General features: G+C 71.0%; 19 protein-coding genes and 1 tRNA gene. 9 read left to right on the forward strand and 11 right to left on the reverse strand.

The annotated features are described in order from the left end of the window. Positions 1–42 precede the first annotated feature (42 nt). From P2T37_RS12040 to P2T37_RS12060, 5 genes are read right to left on the reverse strand one after another with little or no spacing between them, the layout of a single operon-like run. Positions 43–528, reverse strand: coding sequence for a cupin domain-containing protein (locus tag P2T37_RS12040; RefSeq protein WP_276234193.1), 486 nt, complete (start codon positions 526–528; stop codon positions 43–45). Positions 529–563: 35 nt separating this feature from the next. Next, a complete protein-coding gene (gene phaC / locus P2T37_RS12045; protein ID WP_382211575.1) occupies positions 564–1832 on the reverse strand; it encodes a class III poly(R)-hydroxyalkanoic acid synthase subunit PhaC in 1269 nt (422 codons plus the stop codon). After that, a complete protein-coding gene (locus P2T37_RS12050; RefSeq protein WP_276234195.1) occupies positions 1829–2374 on the reverse strand; it encodes a poly(R)-hydroxyalkanoic acid synthase subunit PhaE in 546 nt (181 codons plus the stop codon). Before P2T37_RS12050 ends, phaC begins: the two co-directional genes overlap by 4 nt. After that, complete coding sequence (locus P2T37_RS12055; protein ID WP_276234196.1) at positions 2371–2802, reverse strand: hypothetical protein; 432 nt, start codon at positions 2800–2802, stop codon at positions 2371–2373. Before P2T37_RS12055 ends, P2T37_RS12050 begins: the two co-directional genes overlap by 4 nt. A gap of 34 nt (positions 2803–2836) precedes the next feature. Further along, positions 2837–3139, reverse strand: coding sequence for an AbrB/MazE/SpoVT family DNA-binding domain-containing protein (locus tag P2T37_RS12060; protein ID WP_276234197.1), 303 nt, complete (start codon positions 3137–3139; stop codon positions 2837–2839). A 220-nt stretch (positions 3140–3359) separates the two neighbouring features. On the opposite strand from P2T37_RS12060, the gene P2T37_RS12065 reads away from it, so the two are divergent. The 4 genes from P2T37_RS12065 to P2T37_RS12080 all read left to right on the forward strand — a co-directional run bounded on the left by P2T37_RS12065 (position 3360) and on the right by P2T37_RS12080 (position 6030). Next, positions 3360–4001 carry a MaoC family dehydratase gene (locus P2T37_RS12065; protein WP_276234198.1) on the forward strand — a complete coding sequence of 214 codons (642 nt, stop codon included), beginning with the start codon at positions 3360–3362 and terminating at the stop codon, positions 3999–4001. A gap of 193 nt (positions 4002–4194) precedes the next feature. Beyond that, entirely contained in the window at positions 4195–4773 is a 579-nt protein-coding gene (locus tag P2T37_RS12070) for an HTH domain-containing protein (protein ID WP_276234199.1), read from the forward strand. A gap of 77 nt (positions 4774–4850) precedes the next feature. Further along, positions 4851–5591 (forward strand): 3-oxoacyl-ACP reductase FabG, encoded by a 741-nt coding sequence (fabG, locus tag P2T37_RS12075; RefSeq protein ID WP_276236173.1) that lies wholly within the window; start codon positions 4851–4853, stop codon positions 5589–5591. Next, positions 5584–6030, forward strand: coding sequence for a universal stress protein (locus P2T37_RS12080; RefSeq protein ID WP_276234200.1), 447 nt, complete (start codon positions 5584–5586; stop codon positions 6028–6030). The genes fabG and P2T37_RS12080 overlap by 8 nt, the downstream gene beginning before the upstream one ends. A gap of 39 nt (positions 6031–6069) precedes the next feature. On the opposite strand, the gene P2T37_RS12085 is transcribed toward P2T37_RS12080, so the two are convergent. Both P2T37_RS12085 and P2T37_RS12090 read right to left on the reverse strand, forming a co-directional pair. After that, a tRNA-Thr gene (locus tag P2T37_RS12085) sits at positions 6070–6142 on the reverse strand. A gap of 72 nt (positions 6143–6214) precedes the next feature. Further along, positions 6215–7198, reverse strand: a complete 984-nt coding sequence (locus P2T37_RS12090; RefSeq protein ID WP_276234201.1) for a class I SAM-dependent methyltransferase — start codon at positions 7196–7198, stop codon at positions 6215–6217. Between the two features lie 76 nt (positions 7199–7274). Between P2T37_RS12090 and dph5 the strand changes: the two genes are divergently transcribed. Continuing rightward, complete coding sequence (gene dph5, locus P2T37_RS12095; RefSeq protein WP_276234202.1) at positions 7275–8048, forward strand: diphthine synthase; 774 nt, start codon at positions 7275–7277, stop codon at positions 8046–8048. Positions 8049–8052: 4 nt separating this feature from the next. Here dph5 and artA read toward each other — a convergent pair whose 3' ends face one another. The 4 genes from artA to P2T37_RS12115 all read right to left on the reverse strand — a co-directional run bounded on the left by artA (position 8053) and on the right by P2T37_RS12115 (position 11465). Next, a complete protein-coding gene (gene artA, locus P2T37_RS12100) occupies positions 8053–8982 on the reverse strand; it encodes an archaeosortase A (RefSeq protein ID WP_276234203.1) in 930 nt (309 codons plus the stop codon). A 78-nt stretch (positions 8983–9060) separates the two neighbouring features. Continuing rightward, positions 9061–9837, reverse strand: coding sequence for a VOC family protein (locus tag P2T37_RS12105; protein ID WP_276234205.1), 777 nt, complete (start codon positions 9835–9837; stop codon positions 9061–9063). A gap of 32 nt (positions 9838–9869) precedes the next feature. After that, a complete protein-coding gene (locus P2T37_RS12110; RefSeq protein WP_276234207.1) occupies positions 9870–10349 on the reverse strand; it encodes a TIGR04206 family protein in 480 nt (159 codons plus the stop codon). Continuing rightward, complete coding sequence (locus tag P2T37_RS12115) at positions 10350–11465, reverse strand: OBG GTPase family GTP-binding protein (RefSeq protein WP_276234208.1); 1116 nt, start codon at positions 11463–11465, stop codon at positions 10350–10352. It abuts the gene before it with no gap. 101 nt (positions 11466–11566) lie between these two features. Between P2T37_RS12115 and P2T37_RS12120 the strand changes: the two genes are divergently transcribed. The 4 genes from P2T37_RS12120 to P2T37_RS12135 all read left to right on the forward strand — a co-directional run bounded on the left by P2T37_RS12120 (position 11567) and on the right by P2T37_RS12135 (position 13914). Then, a complete protein-coding gene (locus tag P2T37_RS12120) occupies positions 11567–11731 on the forward strand; it encodes a hypothetical protein (RefSeq protein ID WP_276234210.1) in 165 nt (54 codons plus the stop codon). A 49-nt stretch (positions 11732–11780) separates the two neighbouring features. Further along, the gene (locus P2T37_RS12125) at positions 11781–11981 is read left to right on the forward strand and encodes a VNG_1110C family protein (RefSeq protein WP_276234211.1); all 201 of its coding nucleotides are present in this window, start codon (positions 11781–11783) and stop codon (positions 11979–11981) included. 87 nt (positions 11982–12068) lie between these two features. Continuing rightward, positions 12069–12557, forward strand: a complete 489-nt coding sequence (locus P2T37_RS12130) for a 50S ribosomal protein L11 (RefSeq protein ID WP_276234212.1) — start codon at positions 12069–12071, stop codon at positions 12555–12557. Between the two features lie 109 nt (positions 12558–12666). Further along, complete coding sequence (locus P2T37_RS12135) at positions 12667–13914, forward strand: glycosyltransferase family 87 protein (RefSeq protein WP_276234213.1); 1248 nt, start codon at positions 12667–12669, stop codon at positions 13912–13914. Positions 13915–14006 lie beyond the last annotated feature (92 nt).

Below are 14006 nucleotides of genomic sequence, written 5' to 3' on the forward strand. Positions count from 1 at the left end.
GGGGTATTGTACTTTTCCCCGACCTGTCGGAAGAAAGGGACGTTACGGCTCGAAGACCGTGTCGCACTCCAGGCAGGTGAGCCGGAAGTTCCCCTCGTCGGTGAGTTCGAGCCCGTGGCCCGTCTCCTCGTCGCACTCGCGGCAGAAGACGAGCGACTCTATCTCGTCCCAGTCGTGGCGGGACGCGGGGGCGCCGAGCGCCCAGCCGACGAGTTCGTCGTCGCCCGTGTTGCGGCCGATCTGGAACTCGCCGGGCGCGAACCGTATCAGTTCGCCGCCCGCGACTTCCACCTCGTCGTCGCGGTCGCGCCCGACGGTGAACGTCGCCTCCCCCTCCTCGACGTAGAACACCTCCTCCTGGTCGTGGTGGGTGTGGAGTCCCCCGGAGAACGACTCGCCCGGCTGGAGCCGGAAGAAGTTCATCGCGAAGTCCTCGGTCCCGAGGACGGCCGAGACCGGGCGGCGTTCGCTGTGGACCCCGAGGGGGTTGTTCTGCACGTCGACGTCGTCGATGGCTGTCTTCTTCACGTCCGCCACTGCGAGCGCGGGGGCTTGAATCCCCCCTACCGCCCGTCGGCGAGGTCGGCGGCCTGTGCCATCCAGTCCTCCAGCCGGCCGCGGGGCACGTCCGCCCGCTCGGCGAGGTCGGCGGCGTCGGCCGCGACCAGCGCGTCGAGCGTGTCGATGCCCGCCTCGCGCAGCCGTTCGGCGTAGCGCGGCCCGATGCCGTCCACGTCGTCGAGCGAGTGGGTGTCGGCGTCCCGCTCGGCGAACCACTCCGCGACCGCGGGCCACAGCTGTTCGTGCGCGGTTCGCGAGACGGAGAGCCCGATGTGGCCCGTCGCTATCTCTATCGTCCCGGTGTCGTCGCTCGGGATCACGTCGTTGAACGGCCGGCTCGCCGTCGGCGGGACGAGGTTGTCGTACTCCGCGAGCACCTGCAGGACCGGCATCGTCAGCCCGGACAGCGGCACCGGCTTCCCGTCGAGCGTCAGTTCGTCGTTGTAGAAGCGGTTCCCCTGGTAGATGTCCTCCAGGTACTGTCGGTACGTCTCGCCGGGCATCCCGATGCCGTCGGCGAGCCACCGCTCCATCCGCGCGAAGTTCGCGACGAACTCCTCGTCGTCGAGGTTCTCCGCGAGGCCGACGTACTTCGAGACGGCGTTCTGGAGCGGGTCCATCAGCGAGAACCCCGACCCGAAGAAGGACGCCGGCACGGTGCCGAACGTCTCCGAGAGCGCCGCCGGCCGGAAGTAGTCGCCGTCGCCCCACGTCTCTAGGAGCCCGCCGGTGTCCTCGAAGTAGAGGCTCGGGGCCATCAGCGCGAGGTTACGCACCTTCTCGGGGTGGGTCGCGGCGTACATCGCGCTCATCGTCCCGCCCATGCAGTAGCCGAGGAGGTTCACCGCCGGCACGTCCGACTCCTCGCGCACGACGTCGACGCAGTTGGCGATGTAGCGGTTCACGTAGTCGTCGAGCGTCAGGGTGCCGTCCAGCGCCGACGGCTCGCCCCAGTCGATGAGGTACACGTCGAACCCCTCTTCGAGGAGCCGGCGCACGACGCTGCGGTCGGGCTGGAGGTCGAGGATGTACGGGCGGTTGATGAGCGCGTACACGACGAGTATCGGCGTCTCGTGGCGCCGCTCCGCCAGCGGCTCGTAGCGCAGCAGCCGGAGCTTGTTCTCCCGGTACACCGTCTCGGCCGGCGTCTCCCCCACGTCGACGTCGCCCATCGTCTCGACGGCCTCGGGGAGCATCGCCGCCGCCTCGACGGTGTCGGCCGCGGCGGTCCACGCCGCGGTCAGGGCGTCGGGACCCCGCACGGGACTCACCCCTCCTCGACCGCGTCGAGGACGCGGTCGAGCCGTTCCTCGACGGCCTGTTGTCTGCGTTCGAGTTCGACCAGCCGCTCGCCCACCTCGCGGACGTCGCCGGCCGTCGCCAGCCCCCACTCGTGGAGCAGGTCCTCGCGGACCTCGTCGTACTCGCGGCGGACGGCGAGCGCCTCGTCCACGGACTCGCCGGTGAGCGCGGCGAACGCGGTGGTCTCCATCGCGTTCTTGAACGCCCGGTTCGCGGCGTTGAGCCAGATGTCGCGGAACCGCTCGGGCTCTATCTCCTCGCCCTCCACGGCGTCGGCCGCCCGGTTGGCGGTGTCCTCGGCCGCGCGCAGCCATATCTCCTGGGACTCGACCGCCGCCTCGGCCGTCTCGTCGAGGTACGACTGGTCGGTGGTCGCGTCCACGAGGTCCATCCACGCGTCGGCGAAGCGGTTGCCGGCGGTCATCGTCCGCCCGACGGACTCGGCGTACTGCCGGTTGGCGGCCGTCGCGGTCTCCCACCACGCGGTCATCGGGTCCGAGCGACTGCTCACGGCTCGGTCACCCCGACGTCGGCCCAGTCGCCGGCCCAGTCGTCGCCGTCCATCGAACCGAAGCGCTCCGCGGCGTCGGTCGTCGCCGCGAACACGGCGTCGAGGAACGCGGCGTAGCTCTCGACCACCGCGGCGTAGCTCTCCACCCCATCGTCGGCGGCGTCCCCGACGGCCAGCCACCAGTCGTCGGCGGCGTCCTCCAGCGACGCCGTCTCCTCCTCGATGGCGGACTCCAGCCGGACGAGCGGGCGCTCGCTGCCCGGTACCGCGGCCCGGGCGGCGAACACCGGCGCTTCGAGCGCCAGCCCGAACAGCGACACCGCCTGTCGGCCGGCAGTTCGCTGCTCGTCGAGGCTGTTGACGGCGGCCCGTGCCGTCCGGACCTGCAGGCCCAGCGACTGACGCGCGAACCGGTGTGCCCGCTCCACTTCCGCCGTCGGATACGTCGGCCGCGGCGACGGTTCACTCCGCACGCTCGCTCACCCCCGGGAGCGGCACGACGAACGCCTGGACGATGTCGCCCTCCTCGATGCCGAGCGCCTCGCGCTCCGCGTCGGGGATGGAGAGCCGCCCGCCGCTCTGGACGCGCGTCTTGAACGCCGCGAGGCTCCCCCCGGCCATGCCCGGCATCCCCGCGCCCATCCCGGGCGGCGCGAGGAGCCTGCGCATCAGTTCGGTCTGCTGTTCGAACGCCTGTTCGCCCGCCTCCTGGAACCCCCGGAGCAGGGTCGCCGGCGGCCACGCGGCCTCTGAGTCGGTCGCCATCGGTGTCGGACGGCTACACCGTTTCCGCCCATATGCGTAGTTACCAGTTGGGTCCGGTTACCCCCGAGCGCCGACGCGCGGTAGCGGACGGTAGCCGACGGCGACTCGCGGTGTCGTACGTATCCGGTAGCAACCCCGCGACTACACGGTTCGTATCCGTCGCCGTCCGGTCGCCAGTTCCCGATAACGGCTGTTACCCTCCGCGCCCCCTGCCGAGGCGATGACCCGACCCACAACCGACCCGGCGTCGCTCGTGGACCCCTTCGGCGTCTGGGCGCGCGCGACCGACCGCTGGCTCCGCTTCTACGGGGGAGTCACCCGCGACGCGATGGAGCGCTCGCGGGCCGCGACGGCCGCGTACGGGGGGACCGCCCCCGAGGACGACAGCCCCGCCCCGGCGCTCCCCTCGATGGGGTATCGCCAGCGCGACTGGTCGTTCGAGCGCAGCGTCGAGTCGCGCGAGGACATCGCCGTCGGCGACACCGTCACGTTCTCGAAGCGGCTCACCGGCGACGACGTGCGCGCCTTCGCCCGCGCGAGCGGCGACACGAATCGCCTCCACCTCGACCGCGCGTTCGCCGAACGGACGCGGTTCGGGGAGCGCATCGTCCACGGGACGCTCGTCTCCGGGCTGGTGAGCGCCGCGCTCGCGCGCCTCCCCGGGCTCACGGTTTACCTCTCACAGGAGGTGAGCTACCTCGCGGCCGTCCCCGTCGGCGAGCGGGTGTCCGCGACCTGCGAGGTGGTCGAGGCGCTCGGCGACGACCGATACCGGCTCGCGACGACGGTCGCCGACGGCGACGGCGAGACGGTCGTGGACGGGGAGGCGCTCGTCCTCATCGACCCGCTCCCCGAGCGCTGACGCCGGTAAGCCGCGGCCCGTCCGCGCGGGTCGCCGGCGGCGACGCCGGCGGCATCGCCCGGTAACCCCGGCGTACCGGCCCGGTCGCTCCACGCAGGGGTGCCCGCGCCGACGACGCCGGCCGGTAAGCGGCGGTTGCCGCGCGTGGGGAGCGGATAACAATACCGGGCCGACGCCTCCCTGCGGACGACAGATGAGCGAGAGAGCCGAGTACCCCGCGCCCACGGCGCGACCGGGAGCGACCGGAACCGCACGGGGCCGTGGCGCGGGCCCACGACCCGAGAGCCGGACCGAGAGCGACGACGACCGCGACGGCCCGACCGCCGTCCTCTACACCCGGGGGTCCGCGGTCGGCCGTGACCTGGACCGGGCGCACGGCGTCGTCCGCACGCTCGATGCGCTCGCCGCGGAGGGCGCCATCGGCGCCGTCGAGGTCAGGACGTGGCCGGCCCGGGTCAGCCTCCGGGGCGACGACCGCGACGGCGTCGTCGCGACGTTCGAGACCATCGAGGCCTGGGCCGAGGCGAACGGCGTCTCCGTCCGGCCCCCCTTCGACGTGCGCGAGCGCCGGTCGACGGTCCTCCGGGAGACCGACGAACTGCTCGTCACGCCGACGCTGTGTCTCACGGTGTGGGACGGCGAGGAGCTGCTCGACGCCTACCCCCGCTGTGAGGCCGACGGTGCGGCGACCGTCGAGGAGGGGCTGGACCGCTACCTGCCCGCCGAGGAACCGACCGCGATGCCGGTCGCCGACGGCCGGGGTGACCGATGAGCGACGGCGACCGGTCGGCGACCGCCTCCGCCCCCGTCGGCGGGGAGTGGTCGCGCGCCGACGGCGAGCCCGAACCGCTGCTCGCGGGCAAGACCTGCGTCGTCACGGGCGGGTCGCGGGGAATCGGCCGCTCCATCGCGACCGAACTCGCCCGTTACGGGGCGACGGTCGCGGTGAACTACGTCTCCTCGGAGACGGCCGCCGGCACCGTCGTCGAGGACATCCGGGGTGCGGGCGGCGACGCGGAGGCCGTCCGCGCGGACGTGGCCGACGCCGAGGCCGTCGCGTCGATGGCCGAGCGCGTCCACGGGGCGTTCGGACCGATAGACGTGCTCGTGAACAACGCCGGCGTCACCGCGGACGGCCGCTTCGAGAACCTCACCCGCGAGGACTGGGACCGCGTCGTCGACGTGAACCTCGGCGGCGCGTTCAACTGCACGAAGGCGTTCTACGACGACATCGTCGAGTCGCCGGCCGGCCGGGTCATCAACGTTTCCAGCATCGTCGCCCAGCAGGGGAACTTCGGGCAGGCGAACTACGCCGCCTCGAAGAGCGGGCTGTTCGGCTTCACGAAGTCGCTCGCCCGCGAACTCGCGCGCCACGGCGCGACCGCCAACTGCATCGCGCCCGGCTTCACCGAGACCGACATGGTCGAGGGGATGCCCGACGCCGCCCGCGAGCGAACCCGCGCGCGCATCCCGCTCGACCGCTTCGCCGACGCGACCGAGATCGGGCCGGTGGCGCGCTTCCTCGCGAGCGACGGGGCGAGCTACGTCACCGGAGAAATCGTCAACGTGAACGGGGGGATGTATGGCTGACTCCGTCCGGGCGGGCCGCTACCGCGCCATCCTCGTCCCGACGGACGGGAGCCGCGGCGCGATGCGGGCCGTCGAGCGCGCGCTCGACATCGGCCGACAGTCCGACGCCACCATCCACGTGATGCACGTCATCGACGAGCGCTCGCGCGCCGAGACGCCCGCGCTGAGCAGCGAGGAACTCGTCCTGGAGAAGCTCGGCCGCGTCGCCGACGAGACGATAGAACGGGTGGCCGCGGAGGCGGAGCGGGCGGGGCTCCCCGCGGTGCGCCACTCCTGTCGCGGCGTCCCCCACGAGCGCATCCGCGAGTACGCGGAGCGCAACGACGTGGACCTCATCGTGATGGGGGTCCACGGCGTCGGCCGGGAGGGACGACCGCACATGGGGAGTACGACCGCGCGGGTCAGGGAGACCTCGACGGTTCCCGTGCTCCCGGTGTGAGCGGCCGCTCGGCTCCGAATCCGGCGTGTTCGGCAGAAGAGCCGGAGGAGGGATTTGAACCCTCGGCCTATTCCTTACGAAGGAATCGCTCTGCCAGCTGAGCTACTCCGGCGCTACCGTATTCTGGTACGATGAACAGTATAAGGGTTGCGAACCGGCCCGGCGTGTGCGGGTTCGCGCGGCGTCACCGCCGGACCAGCCGCGCGTCCAGACAGACGTTCACCTCGTGGGGCGCGTAGGAGCGGACGACCCGCTCCGTCTCCGTGCGGACCTCGTACTCCTCGCCCGCGGCCTCGCGCAGGGCGCGCTTCCCGGCTGCGAACGGGTCGTCCTCGTGCTGGATGTCGTAGAGGTGGACGACGCAGTCGTCGCCCGCGAGCGCGACGGCGGTGTCGGCGAACGCGCTCGCGGAGTGGGGGAGGTTCGCCACGACACGGTCGGCCCACCCCTCGTAGTCGGTCGCTATCTCGCGCACGTCGCCCTCGCGGGCGGTGACCCGCTCGGCGACGCCGTTGCGCTCGGCGTTCCCGCGGAGGTACTCGACGGCGACGGGGTTGAGGTCGCAGGCCACTACGTCGGTGCCCCGCTTCGCCATCGGGACGGCGAAGGGGCCGACGCCGGCGAACATGTCGAACGCGTGCTCGTCCGCCTCCACCTGCTCGACCACGCGGTGGCGCTCCGTCGCCAGGCGCGGCGAGAAGTACACCTCCGCGATGTCGAGCAGGAACTCCGTGCCGTACTCCGTGTGGACGGTTTCGGTGCCGTTCCCGGCGAGCACGTCCCACTCGCGCACGCGGTACTCGCCCTTCACCTTCGACGCGCGGTTGACGACGGTGTCGCAGGGGAGGTCGGAGGCCATCACGGCGTCGGCTATCTCCCGGGCGCGGGCGTCGTCGTCCTCGTCGAGCACGACGATGCGCCCCAGCCGTTCGAGCGACGGCTCGAAACCCAGGATATCGGCCGGGAGTGTGTGTGTCTGGCGGCGCTCGGCGTCGAACGGGACCACCTCGTACTCCGCCGGCACGGCGTCGGCGTCGGCCACGGGGAGGTAGAGCCAGCCGTCCGCGACGGTGATGTCGTACGCCTCGGCCAGCAGGTCCCGCTCGGCGAGCGCCTGTCGGGTCGCCTCGCCCGCCTGCGGGCGGACGCGGACGCACGGGACGGTCATCGCCGGCTCTCCGCGACCGGCGGCGGTAAGGCTGACGTTTCACCGCGTTTATTCGCGGCGGGAGCGAGGGTCGGCCATGCTCACGTTCGTCGGCCTCGGCCTGTGGGACGAGGACTCGATAACCGTCGAGGGCCGCGATGCGCTCCGCGCTGCCGACCGCGTCTTCGCGGAGTTCTACACCTCGCGGCTGATGGGAACCGACGTCGAGTCGCTCGCCGACCACCACGGCGTCGATATCGAGGTTCGCGACCGCGTCGGGGTCGAACAGGAACCGGAACCGGTACTCGACGCCGCGGCGGCCGGCGACGCCGTCTTCCTCACCGCCGGGGACACGATGATATCGACCACGCACGTCGACCTGCGGCTCCGCGCGCACGACCGCGGGGTCGAGACACGGGTGATACACGGGACGACCGCGGAGGCCGCCGCGGCCTCGCTCACCGGCCTCCAGAACTACCGCTTCGGGAAGGCGACGACGCTCCCGTTCCCGTACGCCCACGGGGCCGACACGGTCCCGGGGTCGGTGTGCGACGTCCTCGACGACAACCGCGAGCGCGGCCTCCACACGCTCGTCTACCTCGACATCAAACAGGAGCGCGGCGAGTACATGACCGCCGATGTCGCGGCCGACCTGCTCGCCGAGGGGTACGGGGACGTCCTCGCCGTCGCGGTGTGTCGGGCCGGCTCCCCCGACCCGCGCGTCGAGGCGGACCGCCTGAGCGCGCTCGCCGAGCGCGACTTCGGCGACCCGCTCCACCTGCTGGTGGTGCCGGGCGACCTCCACCACATCGAGTCCGACGCGCTCCGGGCGCTCGCGGGCGCACCCGACGACATCACGGAGCCGGTCTGACGGCTTACTCCTCGTTCTTCCCGCCGTCGGCGAGCGCGCCGCCCTGCGGCGGGTCGCCGCCGCCGAGGTCGTACTCGGTTCCGGTGACGAGGTAGAGGACATCGGCCACGACGGCCTTCAGCTCGGGGACGTAGCGGAGCACGGCGAGGAGGATGGCCACGAGCGCGACCACGGACGCCGACTGGGCGAGTACCTTGTCCGCGATGTAGTAGGAGGCGAGCTCGGGGCTGGAGCCGGTCGCGCCGAACACCCCGATGACCTGCGGGACGAACACCTGGAACCACTGCGCGCCGAACGCCGCCGCGATGAAGACGTTGCGGACGATGTTGAGCACCCAGATGGTCGGCACGGAGACGAGCAGCGCCTTCGCCTTCCGCTCGCGGGAAGCGTCCACGGCGAGAATCAGTCCCGCGAGGATGGCGATGCTCCCCAGTCCCGTGCAGGCGAGCAGTATCTCCGTCGAGCGCGCCGCGTCCGTCCCGGGGTTGAACAGGATGACGCTGTCGACGCCCTCGCCGTTGCCGACGATTACCGGGTCGTAGCCCAGCAGCTCGATGCCCCACTGTGCCTGGACGGCGACGAGTTCGATGAGCGGCTCGAACAGCGGGTCGAGCGTCGTCGCGGGGAGGTAGATGACGCCCATGACGGCGACGGCTCGCGAGAGGACGAACAGCGAGTCGCGCCCGCGGTAGAGGAGGTAGCCGGTGTACGCACACGCGGGGACGGCGACGACCGAGAGGCCCGCCTCGATGAAGGAGGCCTTCGCGAACCAGAAGTGCGGGACCAGCGTCCCCCAGAAGACGCCGAAGACGACCCACGCGCCGGCCGTGACGAGGCGGCCGGCCCGGGCGTCGTAGCGCGGGAGGAGGACGCCGCCGGCGAAGGCGACGACGACGACCCACGCGAGGACCGTCGTCAGGAGGGACGTAGCCATGTCGTTCGTTCCTGCGTGCTTCGGGGGTAAATCCTTCCCGGTCGTTCGCGGGTCGCGCGACCGGGGCGTGCCGCCCGGTCAGTCGTTCGTGACGTGGCTCTCCAGCAGTTCTATCTCGTGGCCCTCGTTGTCGAAGGTGAACGCGTAGAGGTCGTCGCAGGCGGCCGGGTCGCGGTGGTCGTCGGCCTCGCGGGTCATCAACTGGTCCCACGCCTCGTCGAGGTCCTCGACCTGCACGGCGAGGTGGCCCCACGCGTCGCCCATCGTGTACTCGCGGCCGTCGTAGTTGTAGGTGAGTTCGAGCGCCATCGACTCCTGCGGCGCGTCGGCGGGCGTCATGAAGTAGTTCGCGAAGGTGTCCGACTCCCAGCGGCCGACGTGTTCGTACTCGAACTTCCGGGTCCAGAAGCCGAGCGCCTCGTCGGCGTCCTCGACGCGGATCATCGTGTGGTCGAGCGAGTACAGCGGCCCGTAGTCGCGCTTGACGATCTCGATCTCGTGGCCGTCGGGGTCCTTCACGAACGCGTAGCGGTTGCCGCAGGACTCGGGGTCGCGGTAGTCCTCGACGCCGCCGTCCATCAGTTCGTCGTAGCGCTCCTGTAGTTCGCCCTCGGGGACGCGCACGGCGATGTGGCCCCACGCGTCGCCCACCTCCTCCGGCTCGGAGTCGTGATTGGACGTGAGTTCGAGGACGGCCCCGGCCTCGTGGGCGTCCTCGGGGCCGAGGTAGACGTTGGTGAACGTGTCGGCCTCCCAGCGGCCCTTCTCCTCGTAGTTCAGGTGGGTCGTGTACCAGTCGAGCGACTCATCGAGGTCGGAGACCCGCATCATGACGTGGTCGAGCGGCGCGTACATCGCCGAAGTCAACGACCGGGGCGCTTGAAAACCTACCCGTCGCGGCCGAGCGTTCCGCGGAACGCCGGGCCGTAGTACCACCACGCGAGCGCGAGCGCCGCGAGCGCCCCCGCCGGGAGGGAGGTGTACACGAGGCGGTGCGAGAAGGCCCACGTCACCCCGAGGCCCGTGAGGCCCGCGAGCGCGAGCGCACCCCCGGTGAAGCGCGGGTCCTCGCGGCCGAGGACGTGGCCCGAGGCGGCGCTCGCGAGCGCCACGAGATACGTGAGCACGCTCGTGGGCCAGAGTTCGGGGTTGCGCGGGATGCCGCCGCCCGCGAGGAAGAAGCGCCACACCGGGATGACCCGCACCGGCGGCGAGAGCGCGAGGTTGGCGTCCAGGACGAACAACGGGAACACGCCGTTGACCGCGGTGCCGTTCGGCCCCGTGATGACGAGGACGGTCCACGGGCAGGCGAGGAGGAGCGCGACGGCCGTCAGCCGCCGCCGGGGGGACGCGAGCGCACCGGCCATCTACTTGCGGGCGACGATGCGGAGGACGTCCTCGTCGGCGAGTTCGTGGTCGCGCCCGACCTGCTGTTCGTCGTGTTTGGCGCTCTCGCCGGTGACGCGCGCGAACCGGAACCGCTCCTCGAAGCTCCCGCCCAGCCTGTGGAGCGCGTCGTCGACCGTGTTCTCCGACTCGGTGAGGATGAGCGGCTCCTCGCGGTCGACGCCGCGGCCCGGCTTGTTCATGTAGATGCGGATGAGCCCGAGCTTCTCGAATATCTCCTCCTTCAGCCCGTCGAGGCCGCGCTCCTCCTCCGCGGAGATGAAGACGGCGTCGTCGGGGTCGATGCCGTGCGAGCGGAGGTCCTCGTGGACCGTGTCGAGGTAGTCCGGCTCGATGAGGTCGGCCTTGTTGACGGCGACCGCGGAGGGGAGATAGACGCGGTTGTCCATCAGCGCGTCCACCAGCCGGTCGATGGTCAGGTTCTCCCGGAGGGTGATGTCGGCGTTGACGTAGCCGTACTCGCGACACACCTCCTTGATGGTGTCCTCGTCGAGGTCGACGCCGTCGGCCGTGGTCACCTTCAGCCCGCCCTTGTGGCGCTTCGTGACGGAGATGCTCGGCGGCTCGCTGTCGAGCCGGACCTTGTTCTCGTACAGCTCCTTTCGGAGCCGCTCGTACTGGTCTATCTCGAAGACGGAGAGCACGAAGAGGACGAGGTCGGCGGTCCGGACGACGGAGAGCACCTCCCGGCCGCCGCCGCGGCCGCCGGCCGCGCCCTCGATGAGGCCCGGCACGTCCATCAGCTGGATGTTCGCGCCGCGGTACTTCAGCATCCCCGGGTTCACGTCGAGGGTCGTGAACTCGTAGGAGCCGACCTCGCTCTCGGCGTTGGTGAGGGCGTTGAGGAGCGTGGACTTGCCGACGGAGGGGAAGCCGACGAGCGCGACGGTGGCGTCGCCCGTCTTCTCGACGGCGTAGCCGCCACCGCCGCCGGAGCCCGACTGCTGGCGCTCCAGTTTGTCCTTCTTCTGGGAGAGCTTCGCTTTCAGCCGACCGATGTGCGCCTCCGTGGACTTGTTGTAGGGCGTGTTGGCGATCTCCTCCTCGATCTCGTCGATCTCCTCCTCGAGCCCCATTCACCCCGACTCCGGCGCTGTCGGCCAAAAGCCTGTCCGTTAGCGGTCCAGGCCGCTTCCGCGAGGCCCGCAGTTATGCCTCCCGGCCGCCTACGCGGGGTATGGAGAAGCGCCGACTCGTCGCGAACCTGCTCCTGGTCGCGCTGCTGTTCGTCGCCGTCGCACACACCCTGCTCGCGCTGTTCGCGTTCGACACGGGGCTGGCCGACGTCGGCTACCTGCTCATCGGTGTCGCCCTCATCGGCCTCGTCGCCGTCAACCTCTGAGCGAGGCGCTTCGCCACTTTAATACGGTATTGCGGACAAACAACAAGTGATGCCCGACGCCGCGAGTCTCCGGGACAGTACGCAGATCGTCCTGCCGTGGGAGACGTTCGAGGGGCTCCGCGACGAGGTCGAGGAACACTTCACCGTGACGGTCGTCGACGACGGGCCCAACGCCCGCATCGTCGGCAGCCCCGTCGAGATAAAGGGAGTCAACGACTTCCTCACGCGCTACGGTATCACCGTCGCGTGAGTCGCGCTCGCGCCCCCTGCCGGGCGGTAGGGGCGCGCCCGCCGCCGAAAAACAATCCTTAAACGCCCGGACCCGGTTTCCCGTAGTATGGCTGGAACTATCGAAGTGCTCGTCCCCGGCGGGCAGGCCAACCCCGGGCCGCCGCTGGGTCCCGAACTCGGGCCGACGCCGGTGGACGTGCAGGCAGTCGTCCAGGACATCAACGACCAGACCGCCGCGTTCGACGGCACCGAGGTCCCCGTCACCGTCACGTACGACGACGACGGTTCCTTCGAGATCGAGGTCGGCGTCCCGCCGACGGCGGCGCTCGTCAAGGACGAACTCGGCTTCGACACCGGCTCCGGCGTCCCGCAGGAGGACTTCGTCGCCGACATGTCCGTCGAGCAGCTGAAGAAGGTCGCCGAACAGAAGCTCCCGGACCTGCTCGCGTACGACGCGAAGGGCGCGGCCAAGGAGGTCGCCGGCACCTGCGTCTCGCTCGGCGTCACCATCGAGGGCGAGGACGCGCGCACGTTCAAGCAGCGCATCGACGACGGCGAGTACGACGACGTGTTCGCCGAGGAAGCGGCGGCGTAAGCCGACGCGACGACGGCGTACGCCGACCGTCCCTTTTCCGCCCGCGGTTCTCCGCTCCGGTAGCCCCGCGACAAAAGACACTTAGCCGCCGCCCGATACCTCCGCGTCGATGCCCTCCCTCGCGCGGCTCCGCGCCCTGTGGAACGACCGGCCGGCGTTCGCCGGGCTCGCGGCCGCCTTCGCCTGTTTCCTCCTCGTGTACCCGGCTATCGATTGGTGGCTGCGCTCGATCGATCTCGCGCCGCCGTTCGTCTTCTGGGACTTCGGGGCCTACGGCGGCGCGGTCGAGCGGTGGCTGGCGAACGAGCAGATATACGAGCGCAACGCCGACGGCGGCTTCTTCGGGACGTATCTCTACCCGCCGGTGTTCCTCGTGTTGTTCCGCCCGTTCGCACAGCTCCCCAACGGCGCGCTCGTGTGGGCCGTCTCGTCGCTGCTGTTCCTGTGGGGCTGTCTCGTCGCCGTCGTGCAGACCCTGACGCGCCGGCTGTCGTGGCCCGAACGGCTGTTCGGCCTGTGGCTGCTCGTCGGCTTCCAGCCCGTCCTGTTGAACGTCAAGATGGGACAGACGGGCGCGTTCATGGCCGGCCTGCTCTGTCTCGCCTTCGTGGCGATGGAGCGCGGCCACGCGGACCGGGGGGCGCGGCTCGCCAGCGGCGCGGCGACCGGCGTCGTCGGCGTCTTCAAGTTCGCGTACGCGCCCGTCGGCGCCCACCTCCTCGCGAACCGCGAGCGGTTCCTCGCGGCGGTCGGCGCGGGGGTCGGCCTCGTGGCGCTGTCGCTCTTGCTGTTCGGGCTCCCGATCCACCTGCGCTACCTCGATGTGTTGGCGTGGGGCGTCGGACAGGGCGGGGTAGCCCGGTCGCCGGCGCTGTGGCAGGCGCCGTACTTCAAGCCGCTCGGCGCGCTCGGCGGGGAAGCGGTGTGGCTCCGGGTCGCCGGGTCGGCCGTCGTGGCCGGCTACGCGCTGCTCGCGCGCGACGCCGACCGGGAGGTGTTCGCGCTCGGCGTCGCGGCGTTTCCCCTCCTGACGCCGCTCGGCTACACCTACTACCTCGTCTCGCTGCTGCCGGCGGCGGCGATACTGCTCCACGGCGAGTTCGCCCGCGACGGGCGGCCGGTCGTTCCGCTGCTCGGGCTGGTCCTCGCGAGCCTCCACTCGTACGGGACGTACGGCGTCACGCGGCTGCTGCCCGAGGTGGCCGCGCCGCTCGTCGAGGCGTGGCCGGACGTGTACTTCTACCTCCAGCCGGGGCTGTGGGGCTGTCTCCTGCTCACCGGCACGGCGCTGGTCCGCGTCGCCGACCGCGTCGAGCTCTCGGAGCGGTTCGCGCGGGCGGACGGCTCGGACGGGTGAGCCGGCCGTCGGCGCCCTTCGACGGACTTAACTGTCGCATCGGCGTTGCTTCGAGCGAGACAGGCTTCGCCTGTTTCACACCGTAGTAGCCG

The sequence above is a fragment of the Halosegnis marinus genome, from assembly GCF_029338355.1.
GTDB lineage: Archaea > Halobacteriota > Halobacteria > Halobacteriales > Haloarculaceae > Halosegnis > Halosegnis marinus.

Coding starts and splice junctions, on each gene's coding strand:
- P2T37_RS12060 (WP_276234197.1), bottom strand. CDS start 3,139: ATGGCGACCGACTCAGAGGCCGCGTGGCCGCCGGCGACCCTGCTCCGG.
- P2T37_RS12065 (WP_276234198.1), top strand. CDS start 3,360: ATGACCCGACCCACAACCGACCCGGCGTCGCTCGTGGACCCCTTCGGC.
- P2T37_RS12070 (WP_276234199.1), top strand. CDS start 4,195: ATGAGCGAGAGAGCCGAGTACCCCGCGCCCACGGCGCGACCGGGAGCG.
- P2T37_RS12080 (WP_276234200.1), top strand. CDS start 5,584: ATGGCTGACTCCGTCCGGGCGGGCCGCTACCGCGCCATCCTCGTCCCG.
- P2T37_RS12090 (WP_276234201.1), bottom strand. CDS start 7,198: ATGACCGTCCCGTGCGTCCGCGTCCGCCCGCAGGCGGGCGAGGCGACC.
- dph5 (WP_276234202.1), top strand. CDS start 7,275: ATGCTCACGTTCGTCGGCCTCGGCCTGTGGGACGAGGACTCGATAACC.
- artA (WP_276234203.1), bottom strand. CDS start 8,982: ATGGCTACGTCCCTCCTGACGACGGTCCTCGCGTGGGTCGTCGTCGTC.
- P2T37_RS12105 (WP_276234205.1), bottom strand. CDS start 9,837: ATGTACGCGCCGCTCGACCACGTCATGATGCGGGTCTCCGACCTCGAT.
- P2T37_RS12110 (WP_276234207.1), bottom strand. CDS start 10,349: ATGGCCGGTGCGCTCGCGTCCCCCCGGCGGCGGCTGACGGCCGTCGCG.
- P2T37_RS12115 (WP_276234208.1), bottom strand. CDS start 11,465: ATGGGGCTCGAGGAGGAGATCGACGAGATCGAGGAGGAGATCGCCAAC.
- P2T37_RS12120 (WP_276234210.1), top strand. CDS start 11,567: ATGGAGAAGCGCCGACTCGTCGCGAACCTGCTCCTGGTCGCGCTGCTG.
- P2T37_RS12125 (WP_276234211.1), top strand. CDS start 11,781: ATGCCCGACGCCGCGAGTCTCCGGGACAGTACGCAGATCGTCCTGCCG.
- P2T37_RS12130 (WP_276234212.1), top strand. CDS start 12,069: ATGGCTGGAACTATCGAAGTGCTCGTCCCCGGCGGGCAGGCCAACCCC.
- P2T37_RS12135 (WP_276234213.1), top strand. CDS start 12,667: ATGCCCTCCCTCGCGCGGCTCCGCGCCCTGTGGAACGACCGGCCGGCG.